We start from the raw sequence: 18909 nt of genomic DNA on the forward strand, positions 1-18909 counted from the left end.
ATGTAGTATTTTTCCCTAAAGGATGCAGTACTTTCCACCCATCTAAAACAAGGCAGTTAAGTTGAAAAAGTAACAATTAGCGCTTATATTTCATGTTAATTATTCAGTAAAATGACGTGCTTAAATATGAATATGGAAATTCGCCTTGATAAAAAGGTAATTATAAATGATTCAGCAACAACACTACTATCATGTACTTTGAATCAAAAAAATACTTTACTACTTAACTACAGCTTACTTGATAGTTTTACGAACCGCCAGATGACTTCTGACTTTTTAGAAACGAATGGCTATCAAAACCTGGTAATATTTAATATTCCTCAAGACGTAGACGTTTTAACTTTAAAAGATTGGCCTAAATTAAAAGGTTTATTTTATGTTAATACCCAAGCTCATATCATTGAGCAAGGACTAGAAGCAATTCAAGATGGGGCTCTTTGGTTTCCTCGCAACGTTACAGATATTTGGATGAGAGAGATGTTAGAGTCTGAAGAAAAAGCTGCAATCTTAACCCATAACTTAACTTTAAAAGAAGTGAAAGTGTTGAGCCTATTATCTAAAGGTGTGAACAATACTAAAATTGCGGACACTTTGTTTATTAGCGAAGCCACTGTTCGGGTCCATTTACACAAAATTTACCAAAAAATAAACGTAAAAAACAAACAAAGAGCGTTGCAATGGTGCGAAAAAAACATACATAAATTTAGTAACTTACCGGATTAACTTGAAATCTGATAATGTCTGAGTAACGACCAGCAGCTAAATTTGAAAAATCTGCTAACTTAATCTTTAAAGGCAGCAAAACTTCGTCTCCTTCAGCAATCGATATTTGCTTAGTGATTGGACTTTTGAGTTCAAAATACTCATTCGAGATTGCAAGCTTATAATCGATTGCAAATTTATCATCATGAGTCTCATGTTTTAATTTACCTAGATGTTGAGAGTCAACCCTAATGATCACGTCTATATTCGCCACAATATGTAAGCTTGGTAACAACGAATACTCTTCTGTCGCCTTTAACTCACCAAGATTTACTGTTGCATTCGTACCACTGTAACCTAAAAATGAGAGGGAAATGTTAGATGGGATTTTTAAATCAATATCAAAATCATATTCATCCACTATTTCGTTATGTTGATTCTTCATGACTATCTTAAGTCTATCAGTATAATTCCCTGCTTTAACTACTGTTCCAGATATAATAACGAACCCTAAACTAGCTTTATCATCTGTAATGTTGAACTTTTTAAATGGTGAGTTACTAAGGCCCGATTGCTCATCCTTTATATAATAAGGGATCTCCCTAAATTGACCTGTTAACTGAAAGTTAGTCTGACTTTCTAATACTAAGTAGTATTGGCAATCATTGTTGGCCGACACTTTCACTGTTACAAACTTTTCTGCATCTTGATTAGGTTTATAATTATGAAGACTGTCAAAACCATGTTCTACTTGTTTTATCTCTCCATCACATTCAGCATAACAACTTAATGTCATACCTAAAGATATCAAAATAATAAGTTGTGCTAGTTTTATATTATTGAACATAAATCACTCCTTTTCGTTGTAATTGTTCATTCTGCGTCACATCCACAATAATTGACTCATGAGCTATTCCCTTTAGAACAATCTGATACTTACATGGTTTCAGGTTTGTTAATGCGAAACGACCAGATTTATTAGTAAAGAAAGTATAGCTTTTTTGATCACCGGAACTCATACAGCGAGCAGTACCAACCTGTAATGAAAGAGGATTATTATTAGAATATTTAAGCGATGCTATGACCGAAATATTGGCGTCAGTGCCAACCGTTACAAAATGCCCACTTTTGTATGATGGATAAAAAGCAATTAAACCTGCCCCAATATCATATCCAGGGCTTAAGTCTGCTACATCTAGGTTAACTGTTGCGTTATCATAAGAGTTTATATCGCTTAATAGAATGGTACCGAAATCAGAATTATTTGCCCGATATTGCTCCCCATCCAGTCCTAGACTGATGACTTTACCTGCAAGGCTTTCATGACCACGGACCAACGCAAAGCTATCTTGTACTGGCTTACCAACCCCCCATTGAGAGTCGGCAAATGCAACGCTTGTAGCCCAGTTTAATCGACTCTGGTGAACCGCATTTTTTGCATTTAATTGCTCATAATAGGTGGCATGATCAAAACTTAATAAATACCTGTTTGCACTATATTGGGTATTTAAGTCGAATACGGCTTCATTCCGCTCATTTTTCTCAATACCTGTTCTAATATTAAGAGCGCCAACATAACGCTGGCTTTCATCTTGCGTATATTCTAGACGTGTTTTATTCCTGTTTGATAAGTGTGAAGCTTTCACTCTTCGCGAACTTGAAAATTCATAACTTAAATTTGCTCTCCATCCCCACTGTTTCTCATTATTTAGGTCTTCCCATTGCCCGCTCAAAGAGTAACGCCATGAATTACTGAAAATATAACCTGAAACCCCTAAGCCGACAGACTTATCAAAGCTCTCCTGATCATGCTTTCTTGATAGTGTTCCATAGAGTGAAGTTTGAGTATAACTACTATTTACAAAGTTAACTTTTCCTTGGATAAAGTGCTCTCTTTGCTGGAAGGTTGTTTTTTGGAAATCATTAAAGTTTAATTTATAAAAGTCTTGGTTGCTGTATTCATACCCTATACTAAAGTCTGAACTTGATGTCAGCGGGTCATTATACGAACTATAAACAAAACGGTAAGCATAGCCATTACTTCTTTGTAGATTGATTGCATTTTCAAATGCTATTTGACCTATAGGTGTCGCAACGACCTGTTTTAATCCAACTTGTTGTCGGTATTCGTTGCCTTGTAAAGAGAAGCCAACTGTCCAACTTGGAGTTATCCCATAATCAAAATAACTGGATATTAGTGGTACATCGTTGTTGTAATCAAGTTGGCTTTTTAATTCTGCTGGGTACCCTATATGAATTTCATACTCCAACTGGCCTTGTGCAAAAAGAATTTAATCCTGTTGTCACGCTAAAGTCGACGATTTTAGTAATGCCAGCATTATCTGTAATGCGCAAAACAATGTTGTTATTTCCTTCTCGTAAAGGAATATCATTAAGGGAATAAACTCCTGCAGCTAAGTTTAAACGCTGGACTAGACGCTCTTCAACAAACACTTCTACAGATGAGGGGCTTTCAAGGGTAAAGCTTTGTGAAGCACTCGGCCTAATAAGCCTATCAGAGACTAAGGTAAAATCATGCGCGATTGACACCCCAATCATTCGAGTAGTCGATTGAAAATAACTGCCAGAACTATAGTTATCGCCAACAGAAAAACGCATACCATCTAATGGTAAATCATGAATGATTCTTGTACCTAAACGCTTAAATTCATTTTTATTATTACTTGTTATGTATTCAGCTTCATTCTCTAAAACCCATCCACTAAAATTTAGTACAAATTCGGGGCGTAATGTTAATTGATATTGAGAAGATTCTTGAGCTTTATTAATTTGATATAAATAACTTGAATATAAATTTGTGAAGCCACTTATATCAGCAGTTTGTACTGTTTTTTGTTTGGTACGATCGGAAGTAGCACTTAGTTTTTTTTCTTTTGTGAGCTCTAGGGGTATCGTTATTGTCAAGCTAAAATCCATTAAAGAAAATCGTGCAGCAATTCTTTTTTGCTTTAAGGTAGATACTTTAATTACTCCATTTGAATCTACATGAGTAGCTATTGCATCATAAACATCTTTAATCAACAGTTCATTAAGTGACTCTGCTATCTCTTCCCATTTCAATGATAAGGAATCCTCTGGAGAGACAATTAACGTTAAATTACCGACCACCTCCTTATTAACATTAGTCACTACAGAAAGTTCGATATCTTGTTTTGATGGGTTTATTTGTGCATGAAGGTTCGAGACCAAACCGATGTAGACTGATAAAGAAAACCAATACTTAAATTTACCGAGACATAGTGACTTTCGGAGAATGTATAAGAACATCGTTAACTTCCCTTAACGGTAAAATTACTTTACTCTCGGAGAGAGGAGCAAAAAACACATCATAACCTTCTGATTTTAATTCTTGCTTCTCATAGGTTATGGTGCGTTTATTTTCGAGCTCAAGTATTACTTTATATTCACTTAATCTTGCAGCTCCCTTCCCATTATTTCTAACCCATAATTCGCAAATCGATTGAAAGCAACTACTGTCATTGACGACTAAATACGGCTCTAGCGAATCTTGTTTAATATGAACAATTAGATTTAAAGTCAGTAACATTATTAAACGAGATCTTTCCGAAGGCTCATCTAAGTTTAAAGGTTGCTCTATAAAACTAATTTGATAGGTTTTGTCTGTATCAGGTAAATTGCCTAACCACCTAAGTTGTACCCGCTGACTCTGGTTCTTTTGTAACAACAAAGTAGGAGGAAAAACCCAAACAGGCGGCTCCTCTACAAGTCTAAAACGCGGCTCAGGAGCTGAAAAATCGACTTCAAATACTTCAATTTCAAAAGCCGCATTTCTATTAAATAAGTTTTGCACGGTTGTATAAGCCGATCTACTAGAGTCAAGAGGATCAATCGTCACTACCATTGGCGTTATTTCAACAGCACTACAGATAAATGAGTTAAATAGGCAAATAGCCATAAAAAATCGCATCAGAAAAGTACCTGAAGGTTGCTAGAATCTGCATTAAATTCAGCAGGCACATTTATTAGCACCTCTCGAGATGAGTATGGCAATACTAATTTACCAGTAAGAGCCTTGCTTAATTCAGGTCCTTCAAGTAAAAAGCGATTGTTAGCATTTTTAAATACCCATTTACCCTGAGACAACCGGATAAATTTATTCCCATCATTTTCCAATAATACCTTCCACTTACCTTTTTCTACTTGCTCAAAATTCTTTACCTTTAAACTGGCTTTCGCTCCTTTTGGTACAACATTAAACAAAGTACGGAAACTAACTGACATACCAACACCTGATTGCTTTGCCAAGTTTAAATCTACGGTAACTTGATTTACTGCAATACGATAAGCCTTAGATGACTCAATTAAAGGGTCCCCTATATACCTAACTAAGACCGATTGTGTTTTACCTGGGGGTATAATCGTCGTCATTGGAATAATAAGAAAATCTTCCTCATTAATCTTGAGCTTTTCTTTGCCTTTACTGTTAATTAAAAGTTCATAGGCAGCAAGTTCTATCGTTAATGGTTCAGTTGTATTATTCATTACTCTAAGTGTTTGCTGTGATCCTGTTCCATTGGTAGCAAGCTCAGCAACCATAGGTTGTACTTGAAATGTAAAACCATGAAATGAAAGTAGTGTTAAGACGAGAAATATTATGATACGCATGTCGATTCCTTCGAAAAAGGGCAGCGAGAGCTGCCCTAATCAATCATATTAGTTAGCGGTAATTGCTAACATTAAAGTATCTGCATAAGTGCCTGCAAATACCGGGTCCTCTGTAACCGTTAATTCAATAGTGCCTGCAATACCACCGGTTGCTAATGCCACTGAACCAGGTTGACTTTGCTCAACACTTTGGTCGTTAATCCCGTTATCAGCGGTTAGTGTGAAAGAGAAAGGATTTGCATTTAACTCTGCTGTGTAACCAACGCCTTGGTCCTCTTGGTCTGCATTTTGAAGATGTCCTTCAGCTGTGGTTAGCGACATTGTCGCACCATCAGCATCGTTACACTGCAAATCAAAGTTGATCATTTTAGTTTGGTCTTTGGCAAGAGCCGGAAAATAAGCGGTTGTGTTGATATTGCTTACTTCACAAATAGATGCGACCGAACCGCCCACATTTAAGTTTTCAGCAAATGCTGCACCTGAAGTTAAAACTGCAATAGCTGTTAGTGTCATTAACTTTTTCATTACTTTATTCCTTATCCGTGTTTTAAAAGTTTTCACTACTTACCTAATCCCGCCAGATACGGAAGAAGGTGTCATATTGATACGCAAGATGTCCCTATACTCTCCTGCATACACTAAAGGTTCTATAAGCTCTAACTGTAATTTTATCTCCTGCTGAAATACAATTTCGTCAACGAAGAAATGATGTGTATCTATTAGTTTGTTTGCTCTGAAAGAGTTATCTAGCTGGGCACCTTCAATAGATATATCCACTTTATAATCTTTGACTAATGTACTTTGCTGATGAAGTAAACCACCATATTCAGAGTGCAAAGACACTTGTATTGGTGTATTACAGTTAACAACCAGCTCTGTATTAGCAAATCCGCTATCTGAAAACCAAAGCTCTGTTGAGTTAGCACTAAAGCCACATTTAGCTTTAATTTCTCCTACAAGTGATAAATGAGCTTCATCAGAGGCAAAACATCTTATACACATTAGTAAAATCAACAAAATCGCAGTAATTTTCATAACTAGTCATATTCCTTATGAACTAACTTGTTAATACATCTAAAGCATATAAGAGAATTTTATTTTACTAGGTTGCTTTTTGTTTAACCCTACACAAAAATATTTTTTAGCGTTTACTCGCAGCATTTAGAATCTAAACATTATTATTTTCAATAATAAAAAAATTCTATTTGAAATAAATATTTAAAATATCCATCATTTTAAGAACGCTAAACATTTCACGTAAAAAGTTTCAAAGAGAAAAGAAACTTAAAATAAACGAAAAACTCAAATCTAACTGGTTTTAGCGCGAATTCAAGTCCGAAGTGCACCACTCGCTAAATTAGGCTGCTTTGCGTAATTCATCGAATATTACCGCTGGTTGCCTAAACCCTAGACATTTTCTCGGCCTCGCATTGAGCGCCTTTTCTATGTGCGCAATTTGCTTATCTGTCACCGTTCGTAAATCAGTGCCTTTGCGAATATATTGACGCAACAAGCCATTAAAGTTCTCATTTAACCCTCTTTCCCATGATGAGTAGGGGTTAGCAAAGTAGATGTCGGTTTTTAGCTTGTCTGAAACATGCTCATGTTCACAAAACTCACTCCCGTTGTCTGCGGTTATCGTATGAACATGGCGTCGATAGCGCCACAGCATACCTATCATTGCTCTGCTCACTTGCGCTGCACTTTTTGCTGGCACTTTGCGTATCAGGTAAAACTTACTTGTACGCTCGACTAAACTAACGATTGCTCCCGTACCATGCTTGCCAAGTACTGTATCCGCTTCCCAATCACCAAATCGTGTCTTAGTGTCAACAATCGCAGGTCTATGTTCAATGCCAACACGATTTGGGATGATGACACGTTTGCTTCGGCTGCCTTTACGATAACGTCTGTGCCCTTGTCGCAGATGTTTGTATAGCTTGCCACCACTCAATTTATCTTTTTGAATATAGCCATAAATCCATTCATGACTCACAGGATGCCCGATAATTTTGCTTACACCCGCAACCTGCTCAGGGCTCCATTTTTGCTCCAATCCAAACTCAACGAACGCAATTGTAAGTGCTGGCATGGAATACTTGGCAGCTAGATGTTTTCGTTTACATGCCTTTGAATGTGCAACCTCAGGCAAGTAATGACTTCGAGTACTATTGCGCCTAACTTCACGACTTATAGTGCTGTGGCTCACTTTTAGCCTTTTCCCTATCTCTCGATAGCTAAAACCCTCGCGTAAGTAGGCCTCAATCTGGTATCTTTGCCCTTCGATCAACTGCTTGTAACTCATGGTATCTACTCTTGTTTTTTGGCGATTACAGAGTACCACCAACAGGCAGTTGATCTCTTCTCACCGTTTAACCATGAGTGGTGCACTTATTATCTGAATTCGGGAGTACTCTGCTTAGAAAATTTAAAATTAAAAACTTTTAATAGTCTATGCTTATATTTAACCCCATTTTGCAAGGAGCAAATTTTGAAATTACTCACCCCCTTACGTGCTGCAATTTTAATGGCAGTCGCTGCGGTCTCATTGACCGGTTGCCAGCTTACTTCAAGCGAACTACCCGCAATCAGTGATTCAGGAACAAAGAACTTAGGTCACGTAGTGTGGCATGATTTGATCACACCTAATTTGGCACAATCTCAAGCATTTTATGCCAGCGTGTTTGGATGGCAATTTCAAGCCGTTAACGACAGCTACACGCTGGCATCATTAGATGGAAAATTAATTGCTGGTATGGCAGAGCTTGATAATAAACAAAATGCCAGCCATTGGCTGAGCCTTATCAGTAGTAAAAACATCGCTGGCGTTAGTGAAAAAACTATCAAAGCCGGAGGTAAAGTCTTAGTAAGCAGTACCGAAATTAAAGGCCGTGGCACTATTGCTGTATTAGAAGATCCACAAGGGGCTGTTTTTTCACTGATCAATGCCGTAAATGGTGACCCTGAAACTCAGCAAACTGATAACGGCTGGATTTGGCAAGAAGTATGGAGTGATAACCCAGAGCAGAGCAAAGCCTTTTACCAATCACTTGGTAATTATTCAGCACAAAGTAAACCGCTTAAAAATGGCAATTACAGCTACTTAGCCTTAAATGGCACACCTGCGATTGGCTTTGTAAAAAAACCAGATGCCGAGATTGGTAATACATGGGTGAATTACATTAAAGTAGCCGATGTTGACGCTACCCTATTAAAAGTAACCTCGGCAGGCGGCATCGTATTGATGGCACCAAGTGACAAAGTACGAAGTGGCAGTGTCGCAATTATTCGTGATCCAGCGGGTGCTGGTATTGTTATTCAGGAGCAAATGTAATGAATAAAAAAATGATTCGCTTAGCTACTCTTGCGGCTGTAGTGTTAGTTTTAAATGCCTGCACCCCCTATGCAAGCCTAGATATTAATGCGCCGTTTAAAGTATATCCTGTGTACGTTAACCCAAGTATTGGCATTGGCGGTACACTTTAATCAATTTCAGGGCGCTGTATTTTACGCACAGCGCCCTATTCATTAGTGTTTTACTTTTAAGCGTTGCACCTGAGTCAGCACATCTTCAGCCTTGGCGCCTAGATAAACGTAAATTGCCAGTGCAATCAACAGACCTACCACAGCAAACATCATCAATACAGCAGGTATAACATAATCAGTTTGCCCGAGTGCTGCTTTAAACATGGTTAGTAAGGCTTCTATCGATACTGCAATCAAAATTGTTGAGATAAAGCGTGTGATCGTACGTCTTGTTGAGCTGTGGCGAAAGATATCCTTATGCATGAGGATTTCTTCTTCTAGAATTGTTTTACCTAAATCAAAAATAGCCAACGCTAAAGTAACAAAGATAATAATAGTAAATGGTTTAAGCGGGTCTGACTGGGTGTCTTCGCTTATCACTAAGTCCACCATTCCGGCAAATACTTTATATAACAGGTAAAGCACCAAACAGAACAAGCAAGCGACAATTAAGCCATAACCTACCTTAAAGTAAGGGGTCATTCTGGCTCGCTTGGTGTCTCCCATAATAAATTCAATCAGTTCTGTTAAACACACATCGATAACCAAAAACTGCTGTTTATCGTTGCCTGAAGGGATTGTTTTGATCACTGAGATACAAAGGTGCTTAGTCGCCGTGGAAATATACGGCGAAGTAAAATGCGGCACAAGTGTTGACGAAGCGAGTAAAAAATAAGGCCGAGCACTTAAGTCCTGTCCTGCTCCGATATGACCCAGTTTCTTGCTGTATTGACGCTTAAAGCAGACATTATCACCTTGCTGAATGCCTTGTTCATTCAAGCAATATTGCAATTCTAGAAATGGATATTGATTGACGAGCTGTTGATAGGCATGCTTGTTAGTCAACGATGCCTGAACGCTGGCAAGTATAGAAAGAAGCAGTTCATGAATAAGCTGTTGTTGCTCTTCATATCGTTCTATAGCACTTAAATAACTCATTCTGGTCATCTTGCTTCCTCAAAGTAGTGATATCAACTCTAGTTAAGCAAGGAAGACTCCAATTTTTATTTCAATTAATAATCAATTAGTTAATTTCGTGCACGGGAATGACATTAGAATAAAAGCACTATAAAGGTGCGCATTTTGTTTTATGAAGCACTAAAACGAAAAAAGCTGTAACTCAGTGAGTTACAGCTTTTTAATTTTGGTGCGGATGGGGGGACTTGAACCCCCACGGCCGAAGCCACCACCCCCTCAAGATGGCGTGTCTACCAATTCCACCACATCCGCATACAATTCTGTATGTTGTTAAGCTTTAAGTTTACTTGAGGAATGAAAACTGCTTAACGCTAATTAGCAAAGCTAATTAGTTAGGTACGTCAGACGTTTTATCTTCTGTCGCAGGCACATCAGATTGTGCTGGCGTTACAGTTTCAACAGCTGGCGCAGCTTCTAAGTTTTCCCACTCATCAGTCTTTTTGATTTGACCTGCAGTAAGGTTACCTAGAACAATACTTAGTACGAAGAAGATCGTTGCTAAGATTGTTGTTGTTTTAGTCATGAAGTTACCAGCACCTGATGAGCCAAACACGGTACCAGAAGCGCCAGCACCAAATGATGAACCCATGTCTGCGCCTTTACCTTGTTGGATTAAAACCATACCAACTAATGCTAAAGCAACAATTAAATAAACTACTAATAAAATTTCGTACATCTTATACGGTCCCTTTTGCACTTTCACAGATAGCAGTAAATGAATCTGCTTTAAGACTCGCGCCTCCAATAAGGCCGCCGTCTATATCTGGTTGTGCAAATAATAATTCGCTATTTTTTTCATTTACGCTACCACCATATAAGATGGTTAACTGCTGTGCTACATCGCTATCCGAAGAAGCAATCTTCTCACGGATAAATTTGTGCACGGCTTGCGCTTGCTCAGGAGAGGCAGTCTTACCTGTGCCAATGGCCCAAACGGGCTCGTATGCTACCACAGAATTCTTCAGTGCTGCTACACCTAATTTGCTAATTACAGCATCAATTTGAGCTGCAACCACTAATTCAGTTTCGTTTGCTTCACGTTGCTGCTCGCTTTCACCCACACATAGGATAGGAGTTAAGCCAACTTGCTGCGCTCGCGCAAACTTATCTGCAACAACGTCATCTGACTCACCGTAAATGCTACGACGTTCAGAATGGCCAACTAATGTATAAGCTGCGCCTAGGTCTTTGACTAGCTGAGCATCTACTTCACCCGTAAATGCGCCTGCTTGATTTTCAGAGACTGTTTGCGAACCAAACGTGACGTTTTGTTGCTGCAAAGAACTCAACAATGGGAATGGTGGAAACACCACTATATCCAGTTCATCCGTTTGAACATTTTTAATAGCAGTTGATAACTGTTCAACAAGCTCTAAAGAGCCGTTCATTTTCCAATTACCTGCGACCATCGGCTTACGTGTTGCCATTATTCCACTCCACATTTGAAAGCGGGCAAGATACTAACTCGACTTGCCCGAAGTTACAAGAGGTTATTGTTATGCCTCGGTTTGTTTGCTCACAGTTTCGACAACTTCAGCTATTTTGCGAGCACTATCAAGTACAACTTTTTCTTGCTCAGCTTCAACCATTACTCGAACAACAGGCTCTGTACCTGATTTTCGAAGTAATACTCGGCCTGTATCACCTAATTGCTCTTCAACATGCGCTACCATCTCAACTACAGCTTGATCTTGCGTTGGATCGGTACCTTGTGGGTAACGAACATTGATCATTTTCATTGGGTACTTTGTAAAACCTGCCCCTAAGTCTTGCAACGTTTTATTCTGTGCAACCATTGCCGCTAACACTTGCAAGCTTGAGATAATGCCGTCACCCGTGCTGATTAAATCAAGATTTAATACATGGCCTGAGCTCTCACCACCGATTTTCCAGCCATTTTCTTGCAGTAGTTCCATCACGTAGCGGTCGCCTACTTTACTACGAGCAAAGCCAATACCGCGCGCTTTTAATGCATTTTCAAGGCCCATGTTAGACATAACAGTGCCAACAACACCCCCACCTAAAATATCGTCATTAGCGGCTTGGCAAGCAATGATATAAACAATGTCATCACCATCAAATACACGACCATTGTGGTCAACCATCATTACTCGGTCACCATCACCATCGTAGGCAATACCAACATCAGCATTGTGTTCTAATACTTTGCGTTTAAGCGTTTCAACATGGGTTGCACCACACTCTAGGTTGATATTTACCCCGTTTGGCTCACAAGCATGACAGATAACGTCAGCACCTAACTCACGCATTACTGACGGTGCAATGTGGTATGTAGCACCATTTGCGCAATCGAGTACAATTTTTAAACCTTCAAGCGATAAGCCTTGTGGGAATTGGCTTTTACAAAATTCAATGTAACGACCATCAGCCGTTTCTAAACGACGCGCTTTACCAAGTTTGTCAGAGGCAACGCAGGTCATTGGCTCATCCATCATGGCTTCAATTTCAAGCTCAACATCATCTGGTAATTTTAAGCCTCTGCTTGAAAAGAATTTAATTCCGTTATCATGGTAAGGGTTATGAGATGCACTAATTACAATACCCGCTTCAGCACGGAACGTTTGCGTTAAATAAGCAACCGCCGGCGTTGGCATTGGATATAACAAAACAACATCGATACCAGCGGCGATTAAGCCAGCTTCAAGTGATGTTTCAAGCATATAGCCAGAAATACGGGTGTCTTTACCAATAATGACTTTTTTGGTACCAATTTTTGATAAAACGCGACCTGCAGCCCAACCAAGCTTAAGCGCAAACTCTGGAGTGATTGGGAATTCACCCACCATGCCACGTACACCGTCCGTGCCAAAATATTTTCTTGTTTTACTCATTTGTAATTCCTTTAGTACATGCTTGCCAAACGCTAAGCACATCAACTGTTTCTTGTACGTCATGAACGCGAATGATTTTTGCACCGTTTTGTGCTGCTATCAGCGCGCCTGCAAGGCTTCCCGCTAAGCGTTCATTGGTATCTCTATTTAATAAGTTACCGATCATTGATTTACGAGATAATCCCGCAAGAACCGGTAATTTGAATTGGTTAAATACATCAAACTTATTTAAGATTTGGTAATTATGAGCCAGTGTTTTACCAAAGCCAAAACCTGGATCTAAAATAATACGTTCAGACTGAATGCCCGCTTGCTCACACACGGCTAAACGCTCTGCAAAGAATTCGTTAATATCAGCAAATAAATCATCATAATGTGGGTTACTTTGCATCGTACGAGGCTGACCTTGCATATGCATTAAACAAATTGCCACCTCAGGGTATTGTGCTAATACCTCTATTGCCCCTGGCTCTTGCAAAGCTCTGACATCATTAATGATATCAGCCCCTGCAATTATCGCTTGGCGCATTACCTCACTTTTGCTGGTATCAATAGAAATAATACAGTTGCTGGATGCTCTTAGCGCTTTAACTAAAGGAATAACGCGATCAAGCTCATCCTCAAGAGATACATCAGGTGCCCCAGGGCGGGTTGACTCACCACCTATATCAATTATTTTTGCGCCTTGATTTAATAACGTTTTAGCTTGTTTGACAGCGCTGTCGAGTTGGCAATAACTACCACCATCAGAGAATGAATCAGGAGTGACATTTAAAATCCCCATAACAACAGGGGAATCGAGGCGTAAAATGCGACCTCGCGGTAATTTAAGAGCGGTCATTTTTACTTAAACTTCCATGCATTTGCTTCACTGGACTCCACTGGAATAGTGAGCCAATTTTATGCTACAAAAAAGCCCCGGCATCCGGGGCTTTTGCTTTTTATATTCTAACGATTATTCAGCTTTGTCATCAAGGCTTGTTTCATCCTTTTTTACTGAATCATCAGATTTAGTTTCATTAACTACAGGCTCAGCTTTCGCACTCGGCTTTTTATCGTCTGAACGGCGGTCATGAACATCACGTGGCTCACGTACAGGCTGACGTGCCATTAAGTCATCAATTTGACCCGCATCGATCGTCTCATACTTCATGAGTGCATCTTTCATCGCATGTAAGATATCAATGTTATCTTTAAGGATTTGCTCTGCACGTTGATAGTTACGGTCTGAGAATAAACGAACTTCGCTGTCGATAACTTTTGCTGTTTCATCAGACATGCTCATAGCACGGCTACCGCCGCCACCCATGTACATTTCGTTTTGATCTTCAGCGTAAAGTAACGGACCAAGTTTTTCACTGAGACCCCATTGGGTAACCATTTTACGAGCAATATCTGTTGCACGTTCAATATCGTTACTTGCACCAGTTGTCACTTTATCTTCACCGTAGATAAGTGCTTCAGCGATACGACCACCGTAAAGACTCGAGATCATTGACTCTAATAGCTCTTTTGAATGGCTTACACGATCTTGCTCAGGCAGGTACATAGTGACACCTAAAGCACGACCACGAGGAATGATAGACACTTTATACACTGGATCATGTTCAGGCACCATGCGACCAACAATCGCGTGACCGCTTCATGGTAAGCAGTCATTTCTTTTTCCTGCTCACTCATCACCATGGTCTTGCGCTCTGCACCCATCATGATTTTATCTTTTGCAGCGTCAAATTCTGCCATGCTTACAACGCGTTTATTACCACGAGCTGCATATAAAGCGGCTTCGTTAACTAAGTTTGCAAGGTCAGCACCAGAGAAACCAGGCGTACCACGTGCAATTACCGCAGCTTCTACGTTGTCGCCTAGTGGCACTTTACGCATGTGAACTTTAAGAATTTGTTCACGACCACGAATATCAGGAAGACCAACAACAACTTGACGGTCAAAACGGCCAGGACGTAATAACGCAGGGTCTAACACATCTGGGCGGTTCGTTGCAGCGATAACGATAATACCTTCGTTACCTTCAAAGCCGTCCATTTCAACAAGCATTTGGTTAAGTGTTTGCTCACGCTCATCGTGACCACCACCCATGCCAGCGCCACGTTTACGGCCTACTGCATCGATTTCATCAATAAAGATGATACAAGGTGCTGCTTTTTTCGCTTGCTCGAACATATCACGTACACGTGAAGCACCAACACCTACAAACATTTCTACGAAATCAGAACCTGAAATTGTGAAAAACGGCACTTTAGCTTCACCAGCTACCGCTTTAGCTAGTAATGTTTTACCTGTACCAGGAGGACCAACCATCAACACACCTTTCGGGATGCTACCACCTAGCTTTTGGAATTTTGATGGGTCACGTAAGAAGTCTACAAGTTCAGTTACATCTTCTTTCGCTTCGTCACAACCAGCAACATCAGCAAACGTTGTTTTAACTTGGTCTTCACTCATCAGGCGCGCTTTACTCTTACCGAAAGACATCGCGCCTTTACCGCCACCACCTTGCATTTGACGCATGAAGAAAATCCACACACCAATAAGCAGTAACATCGGGAACCAAGAGATTAAAATGCTGGCGAGGAATGACTGCTCTTCTGGCTTAACGCCTTTTACATTAACGTTGCTTTTTAAAAGATCATTCAAGATGTCTTTATCATACATAGGCATGATGGTTTGAAAGCGCTCACCATTTGTTTTAGTACCAGTAATCGTACCTGTGGTGCTTTCAATTGAGACTTCTTGGATAGCGCCACTGCGAGCGTCGCTAACAAATTGAGTGTAACTTGTTTGGCGATCTGCCTGATCACCACCATTAAAGCTCTGGAACACTGACATTAGCACTACTGCAATGACCAGCCAGAGTATTAGATTTTTCGCCATATCGCTCAAGGAGTTAACCTCTTGTATCCAATTAATTTAAATTCAACTTAACGCAGCACAACTGTACTACAGTTTGTAACCTGTCGCCACTATATATACTTCCCGAGAGCGGGCACGTGACGCATCGGGCTTTCTAATTTTCACTGCTTTAAAGCTATTACGTACTTCTTGTAAGTATTGATCAAATCCTTCACCTTGGAAGACTTTGACACAAAACGCACCATTTTTCTTTAAAACTTGGTGGCACATATCTAATGCTAATTCGACTAAATACATACTACCCGCTTGGTCCACTGATGTATTACCACTCATATTGGGTGCCATATCAGAAAAAACTACATCAACATTTTTTCCGTCAATACGTGTTAATAGTGCATCAAGTACCGCTTCTTCACGAAAGTCACCTTGCAAGAAATCAACACCTGCTAAGGAATCCATAGGCAAGATATCACAAGCAATAACCTGACCTTTATCACCAACCTTTTCAGCTAAATACTGTGACCAACTTCCTGGCGCAGCACCTAAATCAACCACCGTCATCGATGGTTTGATTAATTTATCTTTGTTTTGAATTTCGTCTAATTTGAATACCGCACGAGAGCGCCAACCTTTCTTTTGCGCTTCGTGAACATAAGGATCGTCGAAATGTTCCTTCAACCAACGCTTAGAACTGGCTGAATGTTTTTTATTTGCCATAAAATTAATACGTAACTAATTAGTAATATTCTCTAGATGGCGTTAGAATACCCTTAATTCAAGCCATATTCAGCAAAATTTGTAACATGATGAAATTATCGAACAAACAAAAGCAGTTTTTAAAAAAGGCCAAGCGCACAGTTTAAAACCTGTTGTATTACTTGGTGCAAACGGATTAACCGAAGGCGTTTTAGTTGAAATCGAAAGCGCTCTTGAAATCCATGAGTTAATCAAAGTTAAAGTTCCTACAGATGAACGTGAAACTAAAACATTGATTTTTGATGCAATTGTTCGCGAGACAGGCGCAACAAAACTACAAACAATTGGTCATACAATTGTACTGTATCGTCAAAGCGAAGAGAAAAAGATTCAATTACCGCGCGGTTAATCCTGCCTTGTGGAGTTTCGAATCAGAAAAAGCCAGCAAATTTGCTGGCTTTTTTGTAGGCAAAAATAATTTTCCATTAATTTGTAACTAAACTTTTTTACCTAAGCTATTTTTGCTCTCGCGTGAATTTAAGAACCCGATTGATAAACTCGGTAGTAAGCTCGTTAATTAACCCAGTTTCGGCATTAAGAACTAAGCTAAACCCGATGTTTAGATGCGGAAATACAACAATATCGCTGCGATAACCTTGTACCCAACCGCTATGGTAGTAAAGCACTTCATCATCATAATTATAAACACGCCAACCTAATCCATAATAAGCATCTTTTACATGTTCACGCCAAACCCTACGACGAGTTTCTTTTTTAGTATGTGTGTAAGGGCGGGTTTGTTTGATCAATGCCTCGAGTGGTAATACGTCAGGGTATTGCCCTAACTGTGCATTCAACCAAATCGCCATGTCATTTGCGCTGGCGTTCACTCCTGCAGCCGCAGGCACTTTATAATAGTTTTTCTTCAAGCGTGATGTATACCATCGTTTTCTGCCGCGCACATGAGGGTGAGCATAATTATCATCTTTCACCATCCCCTCAAAACCAACACTCGCATCCGCCATTTTTAATGGTGCAAAAATATACTCCGAAATCCAGTGTGAGTAATCCATCTGTGTTGATTGATAAATCACAGAATCAATCAAGCTAAACATCACATTTTGATAACCGTAACATTCACTTGGTTTGCAGATAGGCTCAACAGTCAATAGCCGCTCGACAATATCTGGGTAGCTCATACGCGACTCAATTAGGTTATCGTATGCGTTAGGTACCAAGCCACTAGAGTGACTCAATATGTGATAAATTTTTAAGTCATCTTTATAAGCAGTATTAGCAAAAGCAGGAATAAACTTACTGATAGGGTCATCAATATTAAACTCCCCTTGTGCTGCCAGTTTTGCGGTTAATGAACCCGCAAAGGTTTTTGAGACGGATGCCAATCGAAAGCGGGTATGTTTATCGACTCTGCGATCTTTTTCTATTTTTGTTCGACCAATACCGTTAATAAAATCATCATGACCAATATTTACAATTGCCAATGAGCCACCTGGGATCCCTTTACTTTTTAGTTTTCGGGTGAGGTGTTTATTATAATCAGCAACGAATGTTTGCCATTGCTTATCACTCGAAGCAGCTTCACCACTAACAAAAAGCAGTGTTAAAGAAAAAAGAAAGGAAATTAAAAATAAGCTGTACTTCATTATTTATTTTTTTAAGTCTGTTTAGGAAGTTTCTTATAACATAATATCATGAACTTTTGCCTCGACTAACGTACAATACGCTTAATCTTAATTATTTATGGGTAGATTATTTTTTATGCGCTTATTCGTGCTTTTATTTTTTGTTTTAATTTCAGTCGGTTGCGCCCTTAAACCAGAGCCAGCGCCGTTACTTACAATGCCAAAAAAACCGAGCTTACAGAGCCAGCGTTTTCAAGTTGAGTATCAAACAGAGCATGCATCACCTAAAGTAAAATCGGTACAGCTACCAGCTCATACAGTAAGTAAAAATCAAACCGTCATGATAGTTGCTGACAAAACCAGTGTCACAGACACACTGTACTCTCAACTAACTGAGGCACTTACAGCTAAGCAGTTAAAAGTCGTAGCCGAAGGCGCACAAGCAGATTATACCCTATCTATCCATCAGCTTGATCTTGAGCTTATTGAAGAAACAGAATACCAATTGGTGAAACCAAAAAAGCCACTTTCTTTATTCGATGAAGTCGCCAAGCAATACCCTGTTCAACAATGTGCGACTATTTTAGGCCAAGTAAGTATGCGCCTAACTCATAAAAAAACAGGTGACGTTGTCTGGTTTGCAAAATCGTCAATTGATAGCGCAAGCTTTCACCGCGAGCCGCTAATCTACAGCTTTGAGCAACAACAACTAATAAAGAATGAACTTGAAGTAGCCAGCTTTGTGCATGAGCAAAATTCAGAGCAAGCACGTATGGCACGTGTGAATAAAGACGTGACGATACCTGAGTATCAGACCATTACACGCATGGACATGTTAAAAAAAGAACAAGGCCCGTGTACCCGTACTGAAGTTAGTGCTCTTACGCCTATGATGCAATACTATCTTAGCAGTATCTTAATCGATAAAATCAAAGTTCAATAAATAACTTTCGCTGTTTGTCTGCCCATAGGCAAACAGCGCCCTTCACCATCTC

General features: G+C 39.5%; 19 protein-coding genes, 1 tRNA gene and 2 pseudogenes. 5 read left to right on the forward strand and 17 right to left on the reverse strand.

The features are described from left to right. Positions 1–126: 126 nt before the first annotated feature. A complete protein-coding gene (locus ACRWSG_RS02890) occupies positions 127–723 on the forward strand; it encodes a LuxR C-terminal-related transcriptional regulator (RefSeq protein ID WP_166338968.1) in 597 nt (198 codons plus the stop codon). Here ACRWSG_RS02890 and ACRWSG_RS02895 read toward each other — a convergent pair. From ACRWSG_RS02895 to ACRWSG_RS02930, 8 genes are all read right to left on the reverse strand, one after another. After that, on the reverse strand, positions 704–1549 hold the full coding sequence (locus ACRWSG_RS02895) for a hypothetical protein (protein WP_287242180.1): 846 nt from the start codon (positions 1547–1549) through the stop codon (positions 704–706). The genes ACRWSG_RS02890 and ACRWSG_RS02895 overlap by 20 nt on opposite strands. Continuing rightward, on the reverse strand, positions 1539–2972 hold the full coding sequence (locus ACRWSG_RS02900; RefSeq protein WP_462165568.1) for a fimbria/pilus outer membrane usher protein: 1434 nt from the start codon (positions 2970–2972) through the stop codon (positions 1539–1541). Before ACRWSG_RS02900 ends, ACRWSG_RS02895 begins: the two co-directional genes overlap by 11 nt. Then, complete coding sequence (locus ACRWSG_RS02905) at positions 2962–3831, reverse strand: fimbria/pilus outer membrane usher protein (protein WP_462165569.1); 870 nt, start codon at positions 3829–3831, stop codon at positions 2962–2964. Before ACRWSG_RS02905 ends, ACRWSG_RS02900 begins: the two co-directional genes overlap by 11 nt. Before the next feature lie 118 nt (positions 3832–3949). After that, positions 3950–4651, reverse strand: coding sequence for a hypothetical protein (locus ACRWSG_RS02910; RefSeq protein ID WP_462165570.1), 702 nt, complete (start codon positions 4649–4651; stop codon positions 3950–3952). Continuing rightward, a complete protein-coding gene (locus ACRWSG_RS02915) occupies positions 4651–5349 on the reverse strand; it encodes a fimbrial biogenesis chaperone (protein WP_287242061.1) in 699 nt (232 codons plus the stop codon). Before ACRWSG_RS02915 ends, ACRWSG_RS02910 begins: the two co-directional genes overlap by 1 nt. 48 nt (positions 5350–5397) lie before the next feature. Continuing rightward, a complete protein-coding gene (locus ACRWSG_RS02920; protein ID WP_166338972.1) occupies positions 5398–5874 on the reverse strand; it encodes a hypothetical protein in 477 nt (158 codons plus the stop codon). A 39-nt stretch (positions 5875–5913) separates the two neighbouring features. Beyond that, positions 5914–6384, reverse strand: a complete 471-nt coding sequence (locus tag ACRWSG_RS02925) for a hypothetical protein (protein ID WP_287242071.1) — start codon at positions 6382–6384, stop codon at positions 5914–5916. A 322-nt stretch (positions 6385–6706) separates the two neighbouring features. Next, positions 6707–7654, reverse strand: coding sequence for an IS30 family transposase (locus ACRWSG_RS02930; protein ID WP_074989424.1), 948 nt, complete (start codon positions 7652–7654; stop codon positions 6707–6709). A 186-nt stretch (positions 7655–7840) separates the two neighbouring features. Between ACRWSG_RS02930 and ACRWSG_RS02935 the strand changes: the two genes are divergently transcribed. Together ACRWSG_RS02935 and ACRWSG_RS02940 are read left to right on the forward strand one after the other, a co-directional pair. Beyond that, the gene (locus ACRWSG_RS02935) at positions 7841–8683 is read left to right on the forward strand and encodes a VOC family protein (RefSeq protein ID WP_462165571.1); all 843 of its coding nucleotides are present in this window, start codon (positions 7841–7843) and stop codon (positions 8681–8683) included. Next, entirely contained in the window at positions 8683–8835 is a 153-nt protein-coding gene (locus ACRWSG_RS02940) for a hypothetical protein (protein ID WP_462165572.1), read from the forward strand. The genes ACRWSG_RS02935 and ACRWSG_RS02940 overlap by 1 nt, the downstream gene beginning before the upstream one ends. Before the next feature lie 42 nt (positions 8836–8877). On the opposite strand, the gene ACRWSG_RS02945 is transcribed toward ACRWSG_RS02940, so the two are convergent. The 8 genes and pseudogenes from ACRWSG_RS02945 to rlmE all read right to left on the reverse strand — a co-directional run bounded on the left by ACRWSG_RS02945 (position 8878) and on the right by rlmE (position 16292). Beyond that, on the reverse strand, positions 8878–9822 hold the full coding sequence (locus tag ACRWSG_RS02945; protein ID WP_462165573.1) for a general glycosylation pathway protein: 945 nt from the start codon (positions 9820–9822) through the stop codon (positions 8878–8880). A gap of 197 nt (positions 9823–10019) precedes the next feature. Beyond that, positions 10020–10104: transfer RNA gene (locus ACRWSG_RS02950), tRNA-Leu, on the reverse strand. A gap of 76 nt (positions 10105–10180) precedes the next feature. After that, the gene (gene secG, locus ACRWSG_RS02955) at positions 10181–10528 is read right to left on the reverse strand and encodes a preprotein translocase subunit SecG (protein WP_054551698.1); all 348 of its coding nucleotides are present in this window, start codon (positions 10526–10528) and stop codon (positions 10181–10183) included. 1 nt (position 10529) lies between these two features. Beyond that, on the reverse strand, positions 10530–11279 hold the full coding sequence (tpiA, locus tag ACRWSG_RS02960; RefSeq protein WP_054551699.1) for a triose-phosphate isomerase: 750 nt from the start codon (positions 11277–11279) through the stop codon (positions 10530–10532). Between the two features lie 69 nt (positions 11280–11348). Next, the gene (glmM, locus tag ACRWSG_RS02965; RefSeq protein WP_462165574.1) at positions 11349–12704 is read right to left on the reverse strand and encodes a phosphoglucosamine mutase; all 1356 of its coding nucleotides are present in this window, start codon (positions 12702–12704) and stop codon (positions 11349–11351) included. Then, positions 12697–13545: a dihydropteroate synthase gene (gene folP, locus ACRWSG_RS02970; RefSeq protein WP_462165575.1), complete on the reverse strand. Its 849-nt coding sequence runs from the start codon at positions 13543–13545 to the stop codon at positions 12697–12699. The genes glmM and folP overlap by 8 nt, the downstream gene beginning before the upstream one ends. Positions 13546–13659: 114 nt before the next feature. Then, positions 13660–15605, reverse strand: a pseudogene (ftsH, locus tag ACRWSG_RS02975) (ATP-dependent zinc metalloprotease FtsH). A 57-nt stretch (positions 15606–15662) separates the two neighbouring features. After that, positions 15663–16292, reverse strand: coding sequence for a 23S rRNA (uridine(2552)-2'-O)-methyltransferase RlmE (gene rlmE, locus ACRWSG_RS02980; protein WP_054551703.1), 630 nt, complete (start codon positions 16290–16292; stop codon positions 15663–15665). Between the two features lie 89 nt (positions 16293–16381). On the opposite strand from rlmE, the pseudogene yhbY reads away from it, so the two are divergent. After that, a pseudogene (gene yhbY / locus ACRWSG_RS02985) lies at positions 16382–16680 on the forward strand (ribosome assembly RNA-binding protein YhbY). Positions 16681–16786: 106 nt separating this feature from the next. Here the strand turns inward: yhbY and ACRWSG_RS02990 are convergent. Then, a complete protein-coding gene (locus tag ACRWSG_RS02990) occupies positions 16787–17935 on the reverse strand; it encodes a serine hydrolase domain-containing protein (protein WP_462165576.1) in 1149 nt (382 codons plus the stop codon). Positions 17936–18050: 115 nt separating this feature from the next. On the opposite strand from ACRWSG_RS02990, the gene ACRWSG_RS02995 reads away from it, so the two are divergent. Beyond that, the gene (locus ACRWSG_RS02995; RefSeq protein ID WP_166338987.1) at positions 18051–18857 is read left to right on the forward strand and encodes a hypothetical protein; all 807 of its coding nucleotides are present in this window, start codon (positions 18051–18053) and stop codon (positions 18855–18857) included. Positions 18858–18909 lie beyond the last annotated feature (52 nt).

The sequence above is a fragment of the Pseudoalteromonas sp. GB43 genome (assembly GCF_054923805.1).

Bases quoted from the DNA above. Each gene is read 5' to 3' on its own strand.
- ACRWSG_RS02990 (WP_462165576.1), bottom strand. From the start codon at position 17,935: ATGAAGTACAGCTTATTTTTAATTTCCTTTCTTTTTTCTTTAACACTG.
- rlmE (WP_054551703.1), bottom strand. From the start codon at position 16,292: ATGGCAAATAAAAAACATTCAGCCAGTTCTAAGCGTTGGTTGAAGGAA.
- folP (WP_462165575.1), bottom strand. From the start codon at position 13,545: ATGACCGCTCTTAAATTACCGCGAGGTCGCATTTTACGCCTCGATTCC.
- tpiA (WP_054551699.1), bottom strand. From the start codon at position 11,279: ATGGCAACACGTAAGCCGATGGTCGCAGGTAATTGGAAAATGAACGGC.
- ACRWSG_RS02890 (WP_166338968.1), top strand. From the start codon at position 127: ATGAATATGGAAATTCGCCTTGATAAAAAGGTAATTATAAATGATTCA.
- secG (WP_054551698.1), bottom strand. From the start codon at position 10,528: ATGTACGAAATTTTATTAGTAGTTTATTTAATTGTTGCTTTAGCATTA.
- ACRWSG_RS02915 (WP_287242061.1), bottom strand. From the start codon at position 5,349: ATGCGTATCATAATATTTCTCGTCTTAACACTACTTTCATTTCATGGT.
- ACRWSG_RS02930 (WP_074989424.1), bottom strand. From the start codon at position 7,654: ATGAGTTACAAGCAGTTGATCGAAGGGCAAAGATACCAGATTGAGGCC.
- ACRWSG_RS02945 (WP_462165573.1), bottom strand. From the start codon at position 9,822: ATGACCAGAATGAGTTATTTAAGTGCTATAGAACGATATGAAGAGCAA.
- ACRWSG_RS02940 (WP_462165572.1), top strand. From the start codon at position 8,683: ATGAATAAAAAAATGATTCGCTTAGCTACTCTTGCGGCTGTAGTGTTA.
- ACRWSG_RS02995 (WP_166338987.1), top strand. From the start codon at position 18,051: ATGCGCTTATTCGTGCTTTTATTTTTTGTTTTAATTTCAGTCGGTTGC.
- ACRWSG_RS02895 (WP_287242180.1), bottom strand. From the start codon at position 1,549: ATGTTCAATAATATAAAACTAGCACAACTTATTATTTTGATATCTTTA.
- ACRWSG_RS02925 (WP_287242071.1), bottom strand. From the start codon at position 6,384: ATGAAAATTACTGCGATTTTGTTGATTTTACTAATGTGTATAAGATGT.
- ACRWSG_RS02910 (WP_462165570.1), bottom strand. From the start codon at position 4,651: ATGCGATTTTTTATGGCTATTTGCCTATTTAACTCATTTATCTGTAGT.
- ACRWSG_RS02920 (WP_166338972.1), bottom strand. From the start codon at position 5,874: ATGAAAAAGTTAATGACACTAACAGCTATTGCAGTTTTAACTTCAGGT.
- glmM (WP_462165574.1), bottom strand. From the start codon at position 12,704: ATGAGTAAAACAAGAAAATATTTTGGCACGGACGGTGTACGTGGCATG.